Raw genomic sequence first — 17,895 nt, forward strand, 5'->3', positions numbered from 1 at the left:
TATGTCCGTTACCGTTCAGGCTCCTCAGCAGTTAAACAAGATTGAAATTGATTTACCGGCTTCAAAAAGTATCAGTAACCGGCTTTTGATATTGAACGCGCTCAGTTACAGTCCGCATCCCATTAAAAACCTTTCCGACAGCGATGATACCGAAGCCATGCTTCGGGTGTTCAACTCTAACAGCCGGGCGTTTGACATTGGTGCGGCGGGGACGACCATGCGCTTTCTGACGGCCTATTTGGCGAAGATTGTGGGCGAGTGGACCATCACCGGAAGCTCGCGTATGAAACAGCGGCCCATTCACGTCCTGGTGGATGCCTTGAACCAACTGGGCGGTAAGGTGGAATACATGGAGAAGGAAGGTTTTCCGCCATTGCGCATTTTTGGGAGCTCACTGACCGGCGGGGAGTTGGAACTGCCCGGCAACGTGAGCAGTCAGTACATCTCTGCTTTGCTCATGGTGGGGCCTTATATGGAACAAGGACTGACGCTGAATTTAACGGGGGAGATTACGTCGCGTCCTTACATTCATCTGACCCTCAAGTTGATGGAGCAGTATGGTGTGAAATGTCAATGGGTGGACAATAAAATAACAGTGCCGGTGGCTGTCTATCAGCCCGTGGCGGCGAAGGTGGAGGCCGACTGGAGTGCTGCTTCCTATTGGTTTGAGGCGGTGGCGCTGGCCGGAAAAGGGGCATCGGTGGTGCTGAAGGGGCTCGACCGCTACAGCTGGCAGGGCGATGCCGCCGTGGCGGAATTGTTTGTGAAATTGGGCGTTAAGAGTAAGTCGTCCCAAAAAGGACTGACCCTTAGCAATACCGGAGAGGTGACGGCGCATTTCAGCCATGATTTTTCGAAGGAGCCGGATTTGGCGCAGACTTTTGCGGTGACCTGTGCGTTTTTAGGGGTGCCGTTTAAACTGACGGGTCTGCATACGCTGAAAATTAAGGAGACGGATCGCATTCAGGCCCTGGTCACGGAACTGGGTCAATTTGGTTTCCTTCTGGAAACCAATGATAAGGACAACTTAGTCTGGAAGGGTGAGAAGACAGCCCCTCAATCGGACATCGTTGTTAAAACCTACAAAGACCATCGCATGGCGATGGCCTTTGCGCCGGCCGCTTTAAAAACGACAAGGGCTTTTGCCATTGAGGATCACATGGTGGTGACCAAATCCTATCCTAAATTTTGGGAGGATTTAAAAATGGCTGGTTTTACGTTATAAAAATTTTCTCCACGAGCTGTTTTCTTCATAGCCTTCCACCACCAGGGCGGTTTGGCTGTAGTTAAATCCGGCCAATAATGAGGAAACTTCCTGTTCCAGCGTGTTAACCGCATTGGTGATTAGCTGCTTGTTAAAGCCGTTTTCTCCTAAGTTGATGACCATTTGTGAAGAAACAATGCGGCTTACAATCTGTCCCAGCTTCACCAGCTTGCGCTGTGGCAGGGAAGTATCCAGATTAAAATCGAGATGCCTGCGGTAGAGTTCGGCCGATTTCTGGGTCAGGGCATTGTTTTTCAAGGCCTGAAACAGATTGCTCTCTTTGGTCTTCTTCATCATCTTAACCAATGCTTCCGAAATCTGGGCATACAGAATGTCGTTGGAACCTTCAAAAATCTGGAAGGGGCGACTGTCGGTAATGCCCCTACCGGCTATGTGGTTGAGCTTGTAGGCTTGGGCACCGACCAGTTGGGTGGTCGATTGGGCCGCTTCCTGCATCATGTCGGTGACGTAACTTTTGACCGAATTGGCTTCAAAACCAATGAGGCTGAGGTCGTTTTCGATGCCGGCTACCTTACTGCTGTTGGCGCACATGGCGGAAGCAATGGTGTAATAGGCCTGCAATTTGGAAATGCGGTGCTGTGCCTGGTCGTAACTCAATAAATCTTTTCCGCCTATCTGTCGTTTTTTGGCATGGTTCAAGGCTTCGTCCAGCATGCGGTGAATAAAGCCCATGGCCATACCCGGAAACTGCATTCTGCTTCGGTGCAGTAAATCCAACATCATTTTTACGCCGGTGGTTTTGGGAATGAGACGCTGCATCTGAGGTATGCGCACATCCAGTTTGTTGCGACCGTAAGGGATTTGATAGAGCCCCAGGTTTTCGTAGACTTCTTCGACTTCTATGCGCTGTCCGGGCTGATTTACGTTGCAGATAAAGAAATCTATGTCGCGTTTTAAATCGCCCGAGGCTGTTTTCTCCCGGGCAGTCAGCAGCCAGTAATCGGCCCATCCTGTTAATCCGGCCCAATGCTTGGTGCCTTTTATATGGTAGTGCTGGTCTTTTTCTGTGAAGGATGTTTGCATGTTAAGGGCATCACTGCCGAAATCAGGTTCGGTTATCATTAAGCCGCCCATGTTCTGGTGGTTGATAAAATCACTGAACACTTTCTTTTTGGATGCTTCGTTGGCGTATTTGGCCACCGGTTGCAGAAAAAGGGCGGAGTTGATGCCGAATGTAAGTGATAAGGCCAGTGATTCATAGGACGCCGTTGCTAGTAGGGCAATGTTTTCATCCATTTTGCAGCCTCTTCCACCATATTCTGAAGGTATGCCCACCGCCAGAGGTTGGATGTCCATTAGTTCACGCATGACAAAGGGGGGCATGCCACGTTTGGTGGCCAGTTGGCTGATGTCCGCCCGCTCATGGAATACGTTTCTCATTCTCGATTTTAGGTTAACCAGAAATGTTTCGAAAGTGTCGTTGGGAGTGGCTTGCTTGTACATTGCTTGTTCTTGTGTTGATGTATTCATATAAAAAAAAGAAAATGAGTATTCTAGGGAAAACATTTCATCTTCAATAAAGTTCGTTAAACGGACCGAATAAATGGATGTTTTTGAGCACCTCCGGATGGGTTATGCGGTAATTTTCAGCCAGTCAATGATACCTGAGGATGTTGTTTGTTCCGACTTTTATTGTACCTTTGTCGGCAGAAATGTTTTTTATTACAGTTTTTCGGACACTTGTACCGGGAAAACATTACAGTTATAATATTATATATGGCAAGATCGCAAGAAACTTTTGGTAAAAAAGAACGAGAAAAAAAGAAGCAGAAGAAGAAGTTAGAGAAAGAGAAAAAGAAAGAGAACCGCGAAAAGCAAAGTGCTGATGATATGATTGCTTATGTGGATGAGCATGGCAACATTACTTCTACTCCGCCCGATCCGGACAAAAAGAAGAAGGAAGTGAAACTGGAAGATATCGAAATCAGTGTTTCACGTCAAAGAGAATTAACACCTGAAGATTTTATACGAACCGGAGTAGTGACGTTTTTCAACGATTCTAAAGGCTACGGTTTTATCAAGGATTTAGAAACCCAGGAAAGTGTGTTTGTTCACCTGAATGGACTGCTGGACAGGGTGCGTGAGCGAGATAAGGTGACATTTGAAACGGAAAAAGGTCCCAAAGGATTGAATGCCATCAAGGTGAAGTTGTATGTTGAGGAGAAGAAGGTGGAAAAGAAGCCGGAGGCGCCTAAGGCAGAAGATCAACCGGAAGCCTCTGATGATGCTGCTGATAAAAAGGAAGAATAGGATTAAAGATATCGCGCCCTTGGGCGCATTGAAATAAGAAACCTGCGGGAAATGTTTAGTCATTTTCGCAGGTTTTCTTGTTAAAAGCGCCGTGCCTCGTTAGACACGGCGCTTTACACACAGGAATTGTTAGGAGATAAATAAATAATCCCGGCACAAATGTCTTCTTTTATTGTGGCGTGAGTGTTACCTCTATGTTATTGCTATTTTAAATTGTGGTGGAAGGCGGACCGGAATGGCAGGCCTTTGAATCTGAAGGGATATTTGGCCGGTAATGTATTCAGAAGATTGTGGCGTCGCAGGATGTGATGGCCTTGTTGTTAATGGTAGTAAGGTGTTGCTGCCATATCGGCAGTTTTTGAAGGGTGGTGAGCGCCAATATGGCACTCGCAAGGTTGAAATAATGACACTATGTCCTGTTTATGAGGTTGGTACAGCCTTTGTAATTTTCCTACCAGAAAACAATCTATTAAAGTTTAACTTAAATTTAGGAGGACATAGTTATGACAATTGTAAGAAGATTCAACAACCAGCTGCCTGACATTTCAAACATCTTTGATGATTTTTTTGGTGGGGATGTTTTTAATACACCCGCTTTTTCAGGCAATCGTTCGGTTCCTGCCGTAAATGTGCGGGAAACTGAAGATGAGTACGAGATTGAGGTGGCAGCACCCGGCCTTGAAAAGAAAGATTTTAAAGTGGAGGTGAACAACAACGTGCTGACCATTGCTTGTGAAAAAGAGGAGAACAAGGAGGAAAAAGACAAAGGTTTTACCCGTCGTGAGTTTAGTTACACCGGATTCCGCCGCTCTTTTGCCATTCCTCGCAATGAGGTGGACGATTCAAAAATCGATGCCGCCTATAAAGATGGTATTTTGAAGTTGACCCTTCATAAACGTGAAGAAGTGAAACCGAAACCTTCCCGCATGATTGAGATTAAATAATTTGGCGGAAGGCGTAAAAATTAAGCCGGAGATCTTTACAGGTCTCCGGTTTTTATTTTTGCCCATTCAGATGATGGACCATTTTGGATGGATTAATTGGACGGGGGCTTTGCGCGATGAGCCGGTAGATTTCGTGAAAGAGCGGGTTCAAATGGTTTTGGATCCAGAATGATACGTAACACAGGACCATAGGCGTGGCTGGCCAGGATGGATAAAAGCGCCGTTAAGGGAATTCGGGATCATAAAGCCACCTTAAAACAAGCGTCTGGATTTCCGGTTATATTTTTTGGAATCATTGATGAGCGGATTGGCTGAGTCGCTACAGGGGACTGCCGGTCGACGGCCGCCCAACCTTAGCTGTGCTTGTTGATTGAATTCAAAAATCAGTGACAGTTCATGGGCACCGGCACTTTGAAGGGCCAGGTTGCTGACGGTGATGTCGTAGCTGTAGCCAATTCTAAAGGGGCCGTATTTGTAGCTCATTAACAGGATAATGGCATCGTGATTGATACGGCTGTCAACTTTTGAGAAAATCGGCAGGCCACGGTACCAGATGCCCAATTCAATGGGACTGTTGAGCCAGTAAAAACCGGCATCCAGCTGGTTGTAGCTGTTCTGGCGCTGAAAGCGGAAACTGGTTGAGAAGGCCCTGTCCATACCAAAGCGCTTGCGCTTTTCGGTCCAGATATTGCTCCGCCAAAAAGAACATATTTGCGGTTCAGTTGCACGCCTTCCCCTAAAAAGGAATGTTCCGGCTGTGCCAGATGGTCAATGGTGAGTCCGGCCCAAAAATAGGGACTGTAAACCAGACCTGAGGCGGCAAAGTCGATGAACTCGGTGTTCTCATTGGCCAGTCGGTCCCATGAACCCGAAGCACCGGAACCGATCTGCTCATCGCCGAATATCAGTTTGCTGAAATCCAAGGCCCGACTGCCGTAGGCCAGTTGAATGCCGGGGACAAACTGCCATGCATCACCCAGACGCACATTATAGGAGTATTGCAGCGCGGCATGGGTAAAGGTGAGGTTGGCACTGCCTGCCCGGTCCTGTATCAGCTGTATGCCAATGCCACTATTAAAAGGTGCAAAAAAATTGTCGAATGAAACGGCGGAGGTTGAGAAGGCCTTGGTAATGCCGGGCCACTGGTTGCGATAGGTCATGGCCAGTCGGGCACCATCGGTGGCGCCAGCCAACGATGGACTCAGATAAAGGGGGGCCGCATAAAACTGCGAAAAATGCATGTCCTGACCCCGGACCGGACCGGTCATTATTAAAAACAATAACGGCATCCACCTTAAGGGTATCCATATATCAAATATTGCCTTCCTATTCATCATCCATCCCTTCTTATCTGATTAATGTCACATCGCCGGCCTTGATTCTTACCTGCCCGTCGGCTGTTTTGTAGCGAACCCGCCATATATAAACCCCTTGCGGCGCCAGTGTGTTGTTGTGATAGCCGTCCCATCCGATTTCAACATCGTCGCTCTCAAAAATAATTTCGCCCCAGCGCGTAAATATTTGCAACTGATATTCTACCACTCCTTTTTGGGTGGAGGGGTAAAAGACGGTGTTGCGGGGACTCCCATACTCGTAACGACCGCCTGAGGGGCCTTCGGGGTTGGGGGTAAAGGCGTTGGGGAAGACGACTTCTCCGCCCTGTTCTACTTTGAGAACTTCGTTGAGGGTGTAGGTGTCTTCACAACCCATTTCGCTGGTGGCGGTAAGAGCGATGCTGTATAAACCCGGTCCGCTGTATTGATGCGACGGTGCAAAGTCGGTCGAGCTATTGCCATCCCCAAAATCCCAGAGGTAGGAGACGGCATTTTCTGAGCGGTTGATAAATACGGGGCGCTCACCTGGCAGGTAAATGCCTTCGGTATTACGTCAAACAGGGCGGTAGGGTTTTGATAAACGGTAACTATTAAATCTTCTGCGATGGATGTACCTCCGGACCGGTCGCGGTAAGTCGTACGTTATAGGTACCGGGGGTCTGGTAGGTGTGGATTGGGGAGGGGTCGTGCGACATGCGGCCATCGCCAAACTCCCATAAATAGGTGGTGGCGTCTATCGTATTATTGTAAAATGGCACCTCCAGGGGTGGGCAGCCGCTGGCGGGGTTCCCGTAGTCGATCAGCGGCGGCATGGGGTGTATCAGAACCGGATGGGTGGCCACGTCGCTGCACAATTCGTTGTAAGCGGTCAGGGTTATGGTATAGCTGCCTGAAAGTGAGTAGCTATGCGAGCCCGGATGGCGATTGGTAGAGTTGGTACCATCACCCATGTCCCACATGTATTCCCACCCTTCCCCCTGGGTGTGTTGGTGAGGGTGACTTCCCTTTGGGGCATGGTCATCTCAGTCGGTGCCACATCAAAACTGGTCTCAGGTGAGGGAAAAACAGTGACGGATGTGATGGCGGAGGCTGTGCAATTGAAAGTGTTGGTGCCAGTTACTGTTATCTCGAAACTGCGGTCGAAACTGCCTGCATTGACAAAGGTGTGTGTGATTTGCCTATCACCGGTTGCCGTGCTGCCATCGCCAAAGTCCCATTGATAATCCGACGCTCCCTGCGTGGCTGTTAATGTCACATCCAAGGGCGAACAGCCCTCTTCAGGTACTGCGGTCAGGGTGGTCCGGAAGGAAGGATAGACGGTGATAGGAACGGGGACTTCATCGCTGCAGCCAAAATCGTTTTCTGCATGAAGGGTGGCCTGGTAGGCGACGACAAAAGAATTGTTGTTCTCAAAGATATGCTGAGGGGTCGCTTCGTTGGAAGGGTCACTGCCATCTCCAAAATCCCATTCGTATAGGGTGGCGCCCACTGATGTGTTGGCCAATTGAACCTGGAGCGGGGCGCAGCCTTCCACCGGATCGGCCGAGGCTCTGGCAATGGGCTTGGGGGCTATTTCAATCGGAAAGGTGAAGCTGTCATTACAATTGTGAGAATTATGGGCCGTCAGCGTTACGTTGTAAGTGCGCAGCTGGTCGGTCAGATTTTCATAGGTAAAAACGGGGGAGGCTTCGGTGGAAGTCACCCCTCCGCCCAACTCCCACTGGTAACTGTCGGCATTTTCGGAGACATTGTTAAAGGTGATTTCGTAGGGCGAACAGCCGCGTTCGGGCAGGGGATCGATCAGAGCTACGGCCTGGGGTAAAAAGGTGATGTCAACGCTGGCTTCTCCGGAGCAGGCGGCGCCGGAGGTTTCTTGCCAGGTAAAGGTATATTCCCCCGGCAAGTTCACCTGCACGTTGGTTTCCGGTGCGCCGTCATCGTCGAAAAGAGCTTCTCCGTCGCTCGCTGTCTTCTGCCATTGGCCGGAGCCCATGTCGGGTGTGGCCACTAGATCTATAGATAATCCGCAAACCGAACTGTCATTCATTATGCCGGGTGTCGGTAACGGCGAAAAAGTAATGGTCACTTCATCGCTGTGCAGGCAGCCATTCAATTCCACACTCCAGAGAAAGGTGTAGCTGCCTGTTTCGGAAACAACAACCTCTGAGGTGGGGTCGGTCAGATCGGTAAAACTCACCGTTCCCGGTCCGGCCGCCAGGGTCCATTCACCTGCTAAAACCGGCTGCGAAGATCCTTGCAGGGTATAGCTTAATTCGCAGACCGCATCATCCTCACCGGCCGAGGCCATGGGTTGTTCTTTGACAATAATGGTGACACTGGCCATGTCTGAACAACCCATGTCATCTGTTACTTCATATGTGAATTCAAAGGTGCCCGTTTCGTCGGCCAAAAATTCCGGGTTCTCAATATCGGTAGCCGATAGCTTGTCGGCTGCGGGCCCCGTCCATTCGTGCAAGATGTAGTTGCGAGAGCCCCCGTCCAATATAGGGGTAAGGGTGGTGGGGGTGTTTTGGCAGACTTCCACGTTGGGTGGACTAAAAGTGATTTCTACGGGTTCTACGCCGATGGATATGGGAAGGTTGGAGCGGCAGTTTTGGTCATCCGTCACCCGGAAGGTCATGTCGTAATCCCCGACTGTGGTGGTTTCAAATAGGGGGTTGGTGATGCTGGTGCTGCTGAGGGGAGTGGTGTCTCCCGTCCAGTTGATGACATAAGGTTCGGTGCCCCCGGTAATATTGACTTCCAATTGCTTGTTGAGTCCGGGACACAAATAGACCGGCGTCCCGTCGGTCAGCGATAAGTCGGGCGCTTCAAACACTTCTATGTCGGTGGTGCCAGTGGCGGTGCAACCGGCGTCACTGGTCACGACATATTCAATGGTGTGAACGCCGGCACCGGCGGCCTCCGGACTGAAAAGTCCGGCAAACTCGTCAATGATCCCGGTTCCGCTCCACATGCCGCCGGTGGTGGCAGGTGTCAGATTAAGGGCTGTTTCGTTGTCACAGAAGGGGCCCACGGCGGTAATGGAACCATCGGGCAGGGCTACGATGAGTGCCATGGCCGTGGTGATTACCGGTGGGTGATCGCCGTTAACGGGGTCGGCCGGCGGACCGGGAATGGTCGGATCATCGTAAGGATTGCACTGGTTCCAGTTGCGGAGGGTGACTTCAAAGAAATCGCCTACGGCATAATAATCCGGAATGTAAATTTCCATGGACTGGTTCATGGGTGGCACGGGACCTTCAATGGGTTGAGGCGTTTTTTCTATAGGGCCGGTGAAAGGGTAGGCGCGTACGGCTCCGCCGACGAGGGCGTCCGGAATGTTGGTGCCTCCTGTGCCATAGATCCATTGTATCCAGCGACTTTCGGTGTTTTTCCGGTCTTCTTCGAGGGGCGGCACACAGTTCCACTGGCTCGCATCGCTAAAGGTCACGGTGCCATCGTTGCCCAGACAAATGGGAAAGACTTCCGGGTCAATACTCATAACCCCGCCATTCTCGTCATCCACATCCCAGACGGTGACCTGCTGGGTCTGGACCGAGCTGGTACACAACACCCCTTCGATCATCAACATGGTTTTTGTGACGTAGTTGCACTTATCGCCCCCTTTCGGATAGGTATGTGATACGGTTGTTTCATACATATCTTCACTTGCGTTGTAGGTGGGAGATACTGTTTCTGTGGTGCCGTCGTCCCAGTCAATGTATATTTTTACATCGGCGCCTGTGTATTTTAATTGCCTATATTTAATATCCCAGGTAGCGATTGCCGGAGCGCAGGCTTATCCTGCACAATATCGTTCCCCCTAGAACCATAATCACAGTTTTGCGCCTCTAATCCGGCACTTCCAAAAACTGCAATCAATATCCAGCAAATAAAAATCTTTTTCACGTGGGTCGGTTTTTTAATGGTTACAATTAGTCAGGTGTTGGGAGGCGGGCGCTTAAATAAGCCAGGTCTTTGATGGGGTGATTGGTCTTCGTAATAGGTTTCTATAAGTTCAGGTATTTTAATGAATATGTCAAATATCAACTTTGGAAATGAGTTTGATCATTTTTTTATTGATGCCTGAAACTGAACTTGTAATAAGGATTTGGGGACTGGGAGGAAGATTTGTATTTAGCAAAATCTTAATATAATAACGTATGATTCACCGACTCATTGCACGGATGTTGCCCTTTTTGCCGAAAAAAGTGGTTTGGCTTTTTTCGCGCCGCTACATATCAGGGATTCATTTGGAAGATGCTGTTAAAGCTGCCATAGATCTGGACCAAAACGGGGCATGGGCAACCGTCGACCATCTGGGTGAATTCATCACGGAACTGGCGCAGGTGGCTGAGGCCCGCGAAGCGTGCCTCAATGCACTGGAGCTATTGGCCCGGGAAGATCTGAACGTGACTTGTTCTTTGAAGCCCACCAGTTTTGGCTTGCTGATCAATTTTGATTTCTGTTATCAGGCCGTCCGCGAGGTGGTGATGCGCGCCGGGGAATTGGGAAAAATGGTGCGTATTGATATGGAAGACGCGACCTGTGTGGATCGGGAGTTGGAATTGTACCGCCGGCTTCATGCTGAATTTCCCAAAAATGTGGGCATTGTTATTCAAAGTTACCTGCGTCGTACCGCAGATGATTTAATTAAGCTGGCCAGCTGGCATTCTGATAAAACGCCGGTGAACGTTCGTTTGTGCAAGGGAATTTATCAGGAGTCGGAAGTCATTGCCTATAAAAAGCGGGATGAAATCAATGAGCGGTACCTGGCTGATTTGACGTTTTTATTCAGCCATGGCATCTACGTGGGTATTGCCACGCACGATAAGTTTCTGGTCAGGGGGGCCTACGATTTGATCGAAAACTTTGGGCTTTCTCCCGACCAATATGAATTTCAGATGTTGTTTGGTGTTACACCGGAATTGCGTGCTGAGATTATTGGCCATGGGCACCACATGCGGGTTTATGTGCCGTATGGGCGCGACTGGTTCGGCTATTCGACCCGGCGCTTGCGCGAGAATCCGAAGATGGTGGGGCAAATCATCAAGGCGCTATTTATAAGGGGGTAGGAAAAGGGAAGGGGAGAAAGGGTAGGAAGGGTGGAACGGGTGGATAGGGTTGAAAAAGGTTTAGGGTTGATTGTTTAGGGGGTTAGAATTTTTTGGTGATGCGGGGGTACATGAGGGTGAGGGCCAGACTTCGGGAGCCCATGAACAATACCATGCTCAGCCAAATGGCGTGGTTGCCCATGTAGGGGTGGAGCAGGTAAAAGGGAAGGAAGAAGAAAAACACTGCGGCCAGTACAACGGAGTTGCGCATGGCTTTGGAGGCCGTGATGCCAATGAACACGCCATCCCAGATAAAGGAACCAAAACTGGCCAAAGGGATGAGAATGACCCAGAAAAGATAATTGCTGCCTTTATCCAATACAATTTCTTGTTCGGTAAAAAGTTGCAACAGGGTGTCTCCCATTAACGCGTAGCCCAAGGTGAAAAGCACTGCAAAACCAAAACCCCATTTTAGAAGGAGTCGGACTGTTTTGTTGAGGTTTTTTCGGTCGCTGGCACCGAAAAACTTGCCAACAAGGGCTTCTCCGGCGTATGCAAAGCCGTCCAGGAAATAGGAAAATAAAAAGAGATACTGCAAAAGCACACTGTTGATGGCCAGGGTTACGTCGCCTATTCCGGCCGACCGGGAGGTGAAAAAGGTGAAGACAAAGATGATGAACAGGGTGCGAATGAAGATGTTGCCGCTGACATCCAAAAAGTGACGCAGGTGACTGAGCAGGGGGGCTATTTTTAAAGTGAAATGGGGCACGATCCATCGATACTTCCTGAAGAACAGGAGGATGGCCAGGAGAAGACCGGCGTATTGCCCACAGACCGACCCCAAAGCGACACCCTGGGCTTGCATGTTAAAGTGCTGCACAAAGATGAAACTGGTGAGGATATTGACAAGGTTGACGGTGATGGCGATGGCCATGGGGTAGAGGGCATTTTGCATGCCCAGAAACCATCCGTACATCACCATTAAGGAGATGGCTGCCGGAGCGGCCCATATTCTTACGAAGAAATAGTCCTGAGCGATGGCCTTGACTTCTGCACTGCCCTCGAGCAGCCAAAAGCTGAAATGGGCCAAGGGAACCTGCAACAGCAGTAGCAATAGGGAGCCGGTAACCGAAATGAGCAGACCCCGCTCCAGTACCAGGGCCATCTCGCTTTGGTCGTTCCTGCCAAAAGTTTGTGCGGCCACGCCACTAATGCTCATGCGCAAAAATGCAAAACCCCAATAAACGAAATTGAATATAACGCCGCCGAGCGCCACGGCCCCCATAAAGTGGACCGAGTCCTGATGCCCCATTAAATACATATCCACCATGCCCAACAGGGGAACCGTAAGGTTGGTAAGTATGTTGGGGATGGCGAGTCGGATGATCTGTCTGTTCACTTTTTCGTGCCCTTATTATTCTGGTGCAAAAATAGCAATTTGTTCCACCTTCCCTGAACATTTCACTAAATAGTCTGTTTGTTATAAAGAATCAGTCTTGATAATGACCGATCGTTTATTTTATACCAAGTTGAATTTAAAAAATACGAATTATGGCTTTTGAATTACCGAAACTCGATTATGCATACAATGCATTAGAGCCGAACATTGATGCAGCAACGATGGAGATACACCATACCAAACATCACGCTGCCTATACCGATAAGTTAAATGGCGCATTAGAAGGTGAAGATGCCAAACTGAGCATTGAAGCTTTGATGGCCGACGTTTCGAAGCGCAGCGTTGCGGTTCGCAACAATGGTGGTGGCTTTTACAACCACAACTTATTCTGGAAGGTGATTGGTCCCGACGGTAACGGAAAACCCAAAGGGGAGTTATTAACCGCCATTGAGCAAAGTTTTGGCTCATTTGATAGTTTCAAGGAAGAATTCAGCAATGCAGCTGCCACGCGCTTCGGCTCCGGCTGGGCCTGGCTGGTAAAGCAGCCCGGTGGCAAATTGGTGGTCAGTTCCACCCCTAATCAGGACAATCCCTTAATGGATGTGGCCGAGGTTAAAGGTACGCCCATTCTTGGACTGGATGTGTGGGAACATGCTTACTATCTGAACTATCAGAACCGTCGTCCCGAATACATTCAGGCTTTCTGGAATGTGGTGAACTGGGATGAGGTAGCCAAGCGATTTTTGGCCTAACAAAACCTTCAGGTTTTGTTAAATGACATGGTTTTATGTGGGTAAAAGGGCGCTCTTTTTGAAGAGCGCCTTTTTTCGCTACCACCGCTATTTCCTTTTTCTGAATATTTGGCTAATTTTGGCTATGATGTAAATATTTAAAAATATCAGCCATGACATTTAAATTACCAGAATTGCCGTACACATTGGATGCCCTTGAGCCCAATATTTCGAAAAAGACGCTGGAATTCCATTACGGAAAGCACCACCAGACCTATGTGACCAACCTCAACAATTTAGTTGCAGGGACTGAATTTGAGACGGCCGATCTTGAAACCATTGTAAAGAAAGCCGAAGGCGGTATTTTTAATAATGGGGCTCAAGTGTGGAACCATACTTTTTACTTCATGTCGCTTTCACCCAATGGCGGGGGTGCCCCCACCGGTGCTCTGGCAGATGCCATTAACAAAGAGTTTTCATCGTTTGAGAAGTTTAAAGAGTCCTTTTCTCAGGCAGCTGCCACACTTTTTGGCTCCGGCTGGGCCTGGCTGGTAAAGAAGGCGGATGGTTCTCTCGAAATCATTAAAGAGAGTAATGCAGGCAATCCTTTGAGGAAGGGACTGACGCCTATTTTGACTTGTGATGTGTGGGAGCATGCCTATTATCTGGACTATCAAAATAAGCGTCCCGACTATGTCAAAGGGTTTTGGGAGGTGATCGACTGGAAGGTAGTTGGTGCGCGTTTTTAATTTTTTTTTGCGGTTCCCCTGCCATTTTGCCTTATATTTGAAGAATTTTATAAAGTTTCATAACCAAAAGCACCCTTTTGTTGTTATATTATTTGTAGTTAAATGTTGAACACTTTTGGTTCATGGAAACGGTTTTTTTAATTTGAAACTATATGGAATTTTCTTTGAATAATGGCAAAGGATATGTGAAGGTGGAATCCTACGATGATGAAACCACCCATCAATTGGCCCGGGTTTATGAGCAGTCTTTGCGACTGCTGGGGGAAGACCCTACACGTGAGGGGCTTGAGAAAACCCCGATAAGAGTCGCTAAGGCCATGCAGTTTTTAACCCAGGGGTACAATATGAAACCCGATGAGATCATTCGCTCTGCCATGTTCAGGGAAGATTATCAGCAGATGGTGGTGGTTAAAGACATTGAATTGTATTCTATGTGTGAACACCACATGCTTCCCTTTTTTGGCAAAGCGCATGTGGCTTATATTCCGAGGCATCATATCACCGGATTGAGTAAAATTGCCCGGGTGGTGGAGGCTTTTGCCCGACGCCTGCAAGTGCAGGAGCGACTAACCACTCAGATTAAGGATTGTATTCAGACTACCCTGAACCCCTTGGGTGTGGCAGTGGTCATTGAAGCGCAGCACATGTGCATGCAAATGCGGGGGGTTCAGAAACAACACTCGGTGACCACCACTTCTGATTTTACAGGGGCCTTTTTGAAGAATCTGGCGACCCGAGATGAATTTTTCAACATCATAGGTTCCCGACTTCACTGATTGTGAATTTCTGAGTCGAAAATGATTTCGAACTCAGAAATGGCCGTTATGGCAAATATACCCAGGGCATGGCCGCTGATGTTCCCCGGAACATTGGCGGGAGGTCCTGTAAACAGCGGTGCGCCGGTACTGATTTCCTGATGAATGGCATAGATGAAATCGTAATAGCTTTCGGTGATGGATATGAGCTGGAGGGCTACCCTATCGTCATCGGAAAATTGGGATTGGTTATTGCTGGCATCTATGCTGTGTACCCAAACACCGTTGACATAATTGCCATTGAACAACTGGTCGTTGCTGATACGCATGTCATCTGGCCGACGGGTGACGGTATAGTCGTTTTGTACCACCTTGAACTGATAAAAATTTTCAACCTCCGGCGGGTCCTGAAAAAAGGCAAGCATTTGCCACGTTTCCCGAATGCCGTTGTAGCGAATCTGTGCTGAATCCAGCGGCACCACTTCCGGCACAAGAGCAGAGGCACGATGGGTTTCCATGGTTCCGTTTCCCTTTAAATCAACATGACTTATTTTTAAATGAATGGTTTCTCCGGGCACCAGAATTTCCGGTCTGGCTTCGGCATAGTAATGACCTGAGAGCAGACTGTCTTCTTCGAGTGTCAAACGTTGGTTGGTGCGTTCATGAATGATTTCAACGTGGGCGTGGTTGACCGGAGGGGCTGCCTCGGTCGCGAAGTAGGGAGCCGATCTGGATAGTTTAACCACGAAGAACCGGTCCTGATTGCTAAGGATGGCATCAACGACCAGTCGTTCCGTGTCGGTGTTCAGATCCAGTTCGATTATTTCGGTGCAGCGCGTCATCCCGCCCAATAAGAGGAGGAGCAGTAGGCTTCTGACCATATGGAATAGGTTGGACGGCATGTTTAAAATTTTATGTTGTAAGTAATGGACGGCACTACTGAGAATAAGTAGGTCTTTTCTGCTTCCTTGTAATAAGCGTCCAGGTCATCGTCTCCCACAAAATTAATGGTCCAGGCATTTTTTCGTCCATAAAGGTTGTAAACCGAAAAGTTCCATTCGCCCTGCCACTTTTTACCAGGCTTTGGTGTTTCACGCCAGGTCAGAGACAGGTCCATTCTGTGGTAATCCGGCATTCTTTCAGCGTTTCTTTCAGAATAGAATGGTACTACGCCTCCCTGAAAATCGAACCTTCCCACCGGCAGTGTGACCGGGTTGCCTGTAAAATAGACCCAGTTTCCGGCGATGGTGAGCCGGTCATTTATCTGGTAGGATCCCACTATGGTCAGGTCGTGCAAGTGATCGTAAGGCGAAAGGTAGGGCCGAGCATTGTTGATCCATTGACTTTGTCTTTCGGAACGCGAAAGGGTGTAGGCAATCCACCCTGTTATTCGGTTACCGGTATATTGGCTCATCCATTCAAGACCTTTTGACCGGGCATTGCCGGGACGGATTTCTGCTTCGAGGGCCTCGTTGAGCAGGAGGTTGGGGTGGTCTTTAAAGTCGATGGCCTGACGAGATTTTTTATAGTATAATTCCAGTGTGTGCTGCCATTGATTGTTGGTGGACAGGTAGTTGGCGCCGACCGAGAATTGATGGGCTATCTGGGGTCGGATATTTGGCGATGAGGTAAACCAGACATCCAGGGGGGTGGAGGAGGTGGAGTTGCTGGCCAGGTGTATGTATTGACGGGTCTGGGAGTAGCTCGATTTTAGGGTGATATGAGGTGTGGCCAGCCATGAAATGCCCGCCCGTGGTTCCAATCCGAAATATTGATTATATATTTCTCCTCTTCTGTGTTGCAGGGTATCTGTGATGTTGAAGCGGTCATCGAAGCGAAAGGACTGGCCTTTTCCCACATTCTGAAAGAGCGAAAGCCGGAAGCCGTAGCGTGCCGTCCACCGGGGCGCGGGTTGAAAAGTATGTCCGTAATAGAGGCCGTGCTCCAGAGAACGGGCACTGGGAACTTTGATTTCCTGGAGAGTGGATGCCGGGTCGGGTGAGCTGATGTGAGCGGGTTGTATGGTGTGGAAGATGCTCTGAAGGCCAAAATTGACCTGATCACCCGCTTTTGGATAATAGGTGAAATCATATTTTAGGCTGTAATCGGTTAAATTGGACCGCCAATCGATGTTTTCTATTTCGTCGCCTGTGGAACCCAGGTAGTAATTGTATTGGCTATGAACCAGGGAGAGATGACTGAAGATTTTGGGTGAAAAAAGGTGGTTCCAGCGCAGGGAAAGGGTGCTATTGCCAAAGTCCATGCGGGCATCATCGTTGTAGAAGGCATCCAGACCATGGTAGGCACTTAAAAAAATGCGGTCGTTGTCGCCCAATATGTAATTGGCTTTCAGATTGAGGTCGTAGAAGTAGAGCTGACTTTGCTGTATGTTTTCATCGCTGGACAGGGGAAGAAACAGATCGACATAGGTACGGCGACCGCTGATCAGCAGGGCCGATTTGTTTTCTATCAGGGGACCGTCCAGGGTCAGGCGGCTGGATATAAGGCCAATTCCACCGGCCCCTTGCCATTGGGTGAGATTGCCATCTCTGGTTCGGATATCTACCAGGGAAGCGATGCGACCGCCGGCGCTGGCCGGCAGGTCGCCTTTGTAAACGGTCACCTCCTTGATGGCATCGTTGTTGAAAATAGAGAAGAAGCCCAAAAGGTGGCCGCCATTGTAGACAATGGCTTCGTCCAGCAACAGGAGGTTCTGATCGGGATTTCCGCCCCTGACTGAGAATCCGGAGGCCCCTTCGCTGGTAGCCGCTATTCCGGGTAACAGTTGCAAGGTTTTCAAGGGGTCTGTCTCCCCAAAAAGAACGGGCAGGCTTTTGATGGTAGCCGCATCCAGTTTTTTGATCCCCATTAAAGGTGTTTTTCGTTGCTCATTTCTGTCAAGGGCGCTTATTTCAACCTCGGAGAGTTCCTGCGTATGTGGATCTAGTTGTATGGGCAGACGAAGCTCGGCCTCGTTGGTGTTTATGGGAATGGATTTTTCGCTATAGCCGACGAATGCTGCCGTCAGGGTTTGTTCCCCGTCTATGGTCAACGAATAATAGCCATAAGCATTGGTCGAGGTGCCTTTGCCGGTTCCCTGGATAATAACCGTTGCGCCGGGTAGTATCTCCCCGCTAATGGCATCGGTGATGTAGCCACTGACCACAACGGACCCGTTGGTGGATGGTATTTGGCCATACAAGAACGGACTTGTCAGCAGTAGAAATATTTTCAGTAAATACCTTATCATGTTTCGTTTCAGGATTTGTAAAATACAGAAAATAAAGCTGCTTCAACAAGTTTTTTGTGGACGGCTTTGGCATTTTGGTGGAATTCTATTAAAAAGATGAGTAAATTGTAGGGAGATGGAATTTATTGGATGGTACGCTTT

18 protein-coding genes and 1 pseudogene are annotated in these 17,895 nt (G+C 48.9%); 9 read left to right on the plus strand and 10 right to left on the minus strand.

Annotated features, from left to right (window positions below; all coding sequences use genetic code 11):
• Window position 1 precedes the first annotated feature (1 nt).
• Window positions 2-1,225, plus strand: coding sequence for a 3-phosphoshikimate 1-carboxyvinyltransferase (locus JCM15548_RS00695; RefSeq protein ID WP_062121998.1), 1,224 nt, complete (start codon window positions 2-4; stop codon window positions 1,223-1,225).
• Here the strand turns inward: JCM15548_RS00695 and JCM15548_RS00700 are convergent.
• Window positions 1,220-2,665, minus strand: coding sequence for an acyl-CoA dehydrogenase family protein (locus JCM15548_RS00700; protein WP_262486830.1), 1,446 nt, complete (start codon window positions 2,663-2,665; stop codon window positions 1,220-1,222). The genes JCM15548_RS00695 and JCM15548_RS00700 overlap by 6 nt on opposite strands.
• A gap of 336 nt (window positions 2,666-3,001) precedes the next feature.
• On the opposite strand from JCM15548_RS00700, the gene JCM15548_RS00705 reads away from it, so the two are divergent.
• The 4 genes from JCM15548_RS00705 to JCM15548_RS21390 all read left to right on the plus strand — a co-directional run bounded on the left by JCM15548_RS00705 (window position 3,002) and on the right by JCM15548_RS21390 (window position 4,651).
• A complete protein-coding gene (locus tag JCM15548_RS00705) occupies window positions 3,002-3,535 on the plus strand; it encodes a cold-shock protein (protein ID WP_083984894.1) in 534 nt (177 codons plus the stop codon).
• Between the two features lie 274 nt (window positions 3,536-3,809).
• Window positions 3,810-4,076 carry a hypothetical protein gene (locus JCM15548_RS21385; RefSeq protein WP_157482276.1) on the plus strand — a complete coding sequence of 89 codons (267 nt, stop codon included), beginning with the start codon at window positions 3,810-3,812 and terminating at the stop codon, window positions 4,074-4,076.
• A complete protein-coding gene (locus tag JCM15548_RS00710) occupies window positions 4,039-4,479 on the plus strand; it encodes an Hsp20/alpha crystallin family protein (protein WP_062122000.1) in 441 nt (146 codons plus the stop codon). The genes JCM15548_RS21385 and JCM15548_RS00710 overlap by 38 nt, the downstream gene beginning before the upstream one ends.
• A complete protein-coding gene (locus tag JCM15548_RS21390) occupies window positions 4,466-4,651 on the plus strand; it encodes a hypothetical protein (RefSeq protein WP_157482278.1) in 186 nt (61 codons plus the stop codon). Before JCM15548_RS00710 ends, JCM15548_RS21390 begins: the two co-directional genes overlap by 14 nt.
• An 80-nt stretch (window positions 4,652-4,731) precedes the next feature.
• On the opposite strand, the gene JCM15548_RS24880 is transcribed toward JCM15548_RS21390, so the two are convergent.
• From JCM15548_RS24880 to JCM15548_RS00730, 6 genes and pseudogenes are all read right to left on the minus strand, one after another.
• Entirely contained in the window at window positions 4,732-5,079 is a 348-nt protein-coding gene (locus tag JCM15548_RS24880) for a type IX secretion system membrane protein PorP/SprF (RefSeq protein WP_262486846.1), read from the minus strand.
• Entirely contained in the window at window positions 4,962-5,816 is an 855-nt protein-coding gene (locus JCM15548_RS00715) for a PorP/SprF family type IX secretion system membrane protein (protein WP_262486831.1), read from the minus strand. Before JCM15548_RS00715 ends, JCM15548_RS24880 begins: the two co-directional genes overlap by 118 nt.
• A 10-nt stretch (window positions 5,817-5,826) precedes the next feature.
• Window positions 5,827-6,189, minus strand: coding sequence for a T9SS type B sorting domain-containing protein (locus JCM15548_RS00720; protein WP_062122001.1), 363 nt, complete (start codon window positions 6,187-6,189; stop codon window positions 5,827-5,829).
• Between the two features lie 42 nt (window positions 6,190-6,231).
• Window positions 6,232-6,351: pseudogene (locus tag JCM15548_RS26545) on the minus strand (PKD domain-containing protein); the annotation flags it as partial.
• A gap of 52 nt (window positions 6,352-6,403) precedes the next feature.
• On the minus strand, window positions 6,404-6,772 hold the full coding sequence (locus JCM15548_RS26035; RefSeq protein WP_083984895.1) for a PKD domain-containing protein: 369 nt from the start codon (window positions 6,770-6,772) through the stop codon (window positions 6,404-6,406).
• Window positions 6,688-9,477 (minus strand): PKD domain-containing protein, encoded by a 2,790-nt coding sequence (locus JCM15548_RS00730; RefSeq protein WP_157482280.1) that lies wholly within the window; start codon window positions 9,475-9,477, stop codon window positions 6,688-6,690. The genes JCM15548_RS26035 and JCM15548_RS00730 overlap by 85 nt, the downstream gene beginning before the upstream one ends.
• Before the next feature lie 502 nt (window positions 9,478-9,979).
• On the opposite strand from JCM15548_RS00730, the gene JCM15548_RS00735 reads away from it, so the two are divergent.
• Window positions 9,980-10,891, plus strand: a complete 912-nt coding sequence (locus JCM15548_RS00735) for a proline dehydrogenase family protein (RefSeq protein ID WP_062122004.1) — start codon at window positions 9,980-9,982, stop codon at window positions 10,889-10,891.
• A gap of 82 nt (window positions 10,892-10,973) precedes the next feature.
• Here JCM15548_RS00735 and JCM15548_RS00740 read toward each other — a convergent pair whose 3' ends face one another.
• The gene (locus JCM15548_RS00740; RefSeq protein WP_062122005.1) at window positions 10,974-12,269 is read right to left on the minus strand and encodes an MATE family efflux transporter; all 1,296 of its coding nucleotides are present in this window, start codon (window positions 12,267-12,269) and stop codon (window positions 10,974-10,976) included.
• 152 nt (window positions 12,270-12,421) lie between these two features.
• Between JCM15548_RS00740 and JCM15548_RS00745 the strand changes: the two genes are divergently transcribed.
• The 3 genes from JCM15548_RS00745 (at window position 12,422) to folE (ending at window position 14,525) form a co-directional block, all read left to right on the plus strand.
• Window positions 12,422-13,021, plus strand: coding sequence for a superoxide dismutase (locus JCM15548_RS00745; RefSeq protein ID WP_062122006.1), 600 nt, complete (start codon window positions 12,422-12,424; stop codon window positions 13,019-13,021).
• A 152-nt stretch (window positions 13,022-13,173) separates the two neighbouring features.
• Window positions 13,174-13,749, plus strand: a complete 576-nt coding sequence (locus JCM15548_RS00750) for a superoxide dismutase (protein WP_062122007.1) — start codon at window positions 13,174-13,176, stop codon at window positions 13,747-13,749.
• Between the two features lie 152 nt (window positions 13,750-13,901).
• Window positions 13,902-14,525 carry a GTP cyclohydrolase I FolE gene (folE, locus tag JCM15548_RS00755; protein WP_062122008.1) on the plus strand — a complete coding sequence of 208 codons (624 nt, stop codon included), beginning with the start codon at window positions 13,902-13,904 and terminating at the stop codon, window positions 14,523-14,525.
• On the opposite strand, the gene JCM15548_RS00760 is transcribed toward folE, so the two are convergent.
• Window positions 14,519-15,385 (minus strand): DUF4249 domain-containing protein, encoded by an 867-nt coding sequence (locus JCM15548_RS00760; protein ID WP_062122009.1) that lies wholly within the window; start codon window positions 15,383-15,385, stop codon window positions 14,519-14,521. The genes folE and JCM15548_RS00760 overlap by 7 nt on opposite strands.
• Before the next feature lie 23 nt (window positions 15,386-15,408).
• A complete protein-coding gene (locus JCM15548_RS00765; RefSeq protein ID WP_227625273.1) occupies window positions 15,409-17,754 on the minus strand; it encodes a TonB-dependent receptor in 2,346 nt (781 codons plus the stop codon).
• Between the last annotated feature and the right edge of the window lie 141 nt (window positions 17,755-17,895).

The organism is Geofilum rubicundum JCM 15548, from assembly GCF_000974365.1.
GTDB classification, from domain to species: Bacteria; Bacteroidota; Bacteroidia; order Bacteroidales; family Marinilabiliaceae; genus Geofilum; species Geofilum rubicundum.

Excerpts from the sequence above, each read along its gene's own strand:
- JCM15548_RS26035 (WP_083984895.1), bottom strand. The coding sequence starts at position 6,772 with ATGTGGGACATGGGTGATGGTACCAACTCTACCAATCGCCATCCGGGC.
- JCM15548_RS21385 (WP_157482276.1), top strand. The coding sequence starts at position 3,810 with ATGTATTCAGAAGATTGTGGCGTCGCAGGATGTGATGGCCTTGTTGTT.
- JCM15548_RS00730 (WP_157482280.1), bottom strand. The coding sequence starts at position 9,477 with ATGTATGAAACAACCGTATCACATACCTATCCGAAAGGGGGCGATAAG.
- JCM15548_RS00750 (WP_062122007.1), top strand. The coding sequence starts at position 13,174 with ATGACATTTAAATTACCAGAATTGCCGTACACATTGGATGCCCTTGAG.
- JCM15548_RS00765 (WP_227625273.1), bottom strand. The coding sequence starts at position 17,754 with ATGATAAGGTATTTACTGAAAATATTTCTACTGCTGACAAGTCCGTTC.
- JCM15548_RS00700 (WP_262486830.1), bottom strand. The coding sequence starts at position 2,665 with ATGAGAAACGTATTCCATGAGCGGGCGGACATCAGCCAACTGGCCACC.
- folE (WP_062122008.1), top strand. The coding sequence starts at position 13,902 with ATGGAATTTTCTTTGAATAATGGCAAAGGATATGTGAAGGTGGAATCC.
- JCM15548_RS00720 (WP_062122001.1), bottom strand. The coding sequence starts at position 6,189 with ATGGGTTGTGAAGACACCTACACCCTCAACGAAGTTCTCAAAGTAGAA.
- JCM15548_RS00705 (WP_083984894.1), top strand. The coding sequence starts at position 3,002 with ATGGCAAGATCGCAAGAAACTTTTGGTAAAAAAGAACGAGAAAAAAAG.
- JCM15548_RS00745 (WP_062122006.1), top strand. The coding sequence starts at position 12,422 with ATGGCTTTTGAATTACCGAAACTCGATTATGCATACAATGCATTAGAG.
- JCM15548_RS00715 (WP_262486831.1), bottom strand. The coding sequence starts at position 5,816 with ATGATGAATAGGAAGGCAATATTTGATATATGGATACCCTTAAGGTGG.
- JCM15548_RS00695 (WP_062121998.1), top strand. The coding sequence starts at position 2 with ATGTCCGTTACCGTTCAGGCTCCTCAGCAGTTAAACAAGATTGAAATT.
- JCM15548_RS00760 (WP_062122009.1), bottom strand. The coding sequence starts at position 15,385 with ATGGTCAGAAGCCTACTGCTCCTCCTCTTATTGGGCGGGATGACGCGC.
- JCM15548_RS00735 (WP_062122004.1), top strand. The coding sequence starts at position 9,980 with ATGATTCACCGACTCATTGCACGGATGTTGCCCTTTTTGCCGAAAAAA.
- JCM15548_RS00710 (WP_062122000.1), top strand. The coding sequence starts at position 4,039 with ATGACAATTGTAAGAAGATTCAACAACCAGCTGCCTGACATTTCAAAC.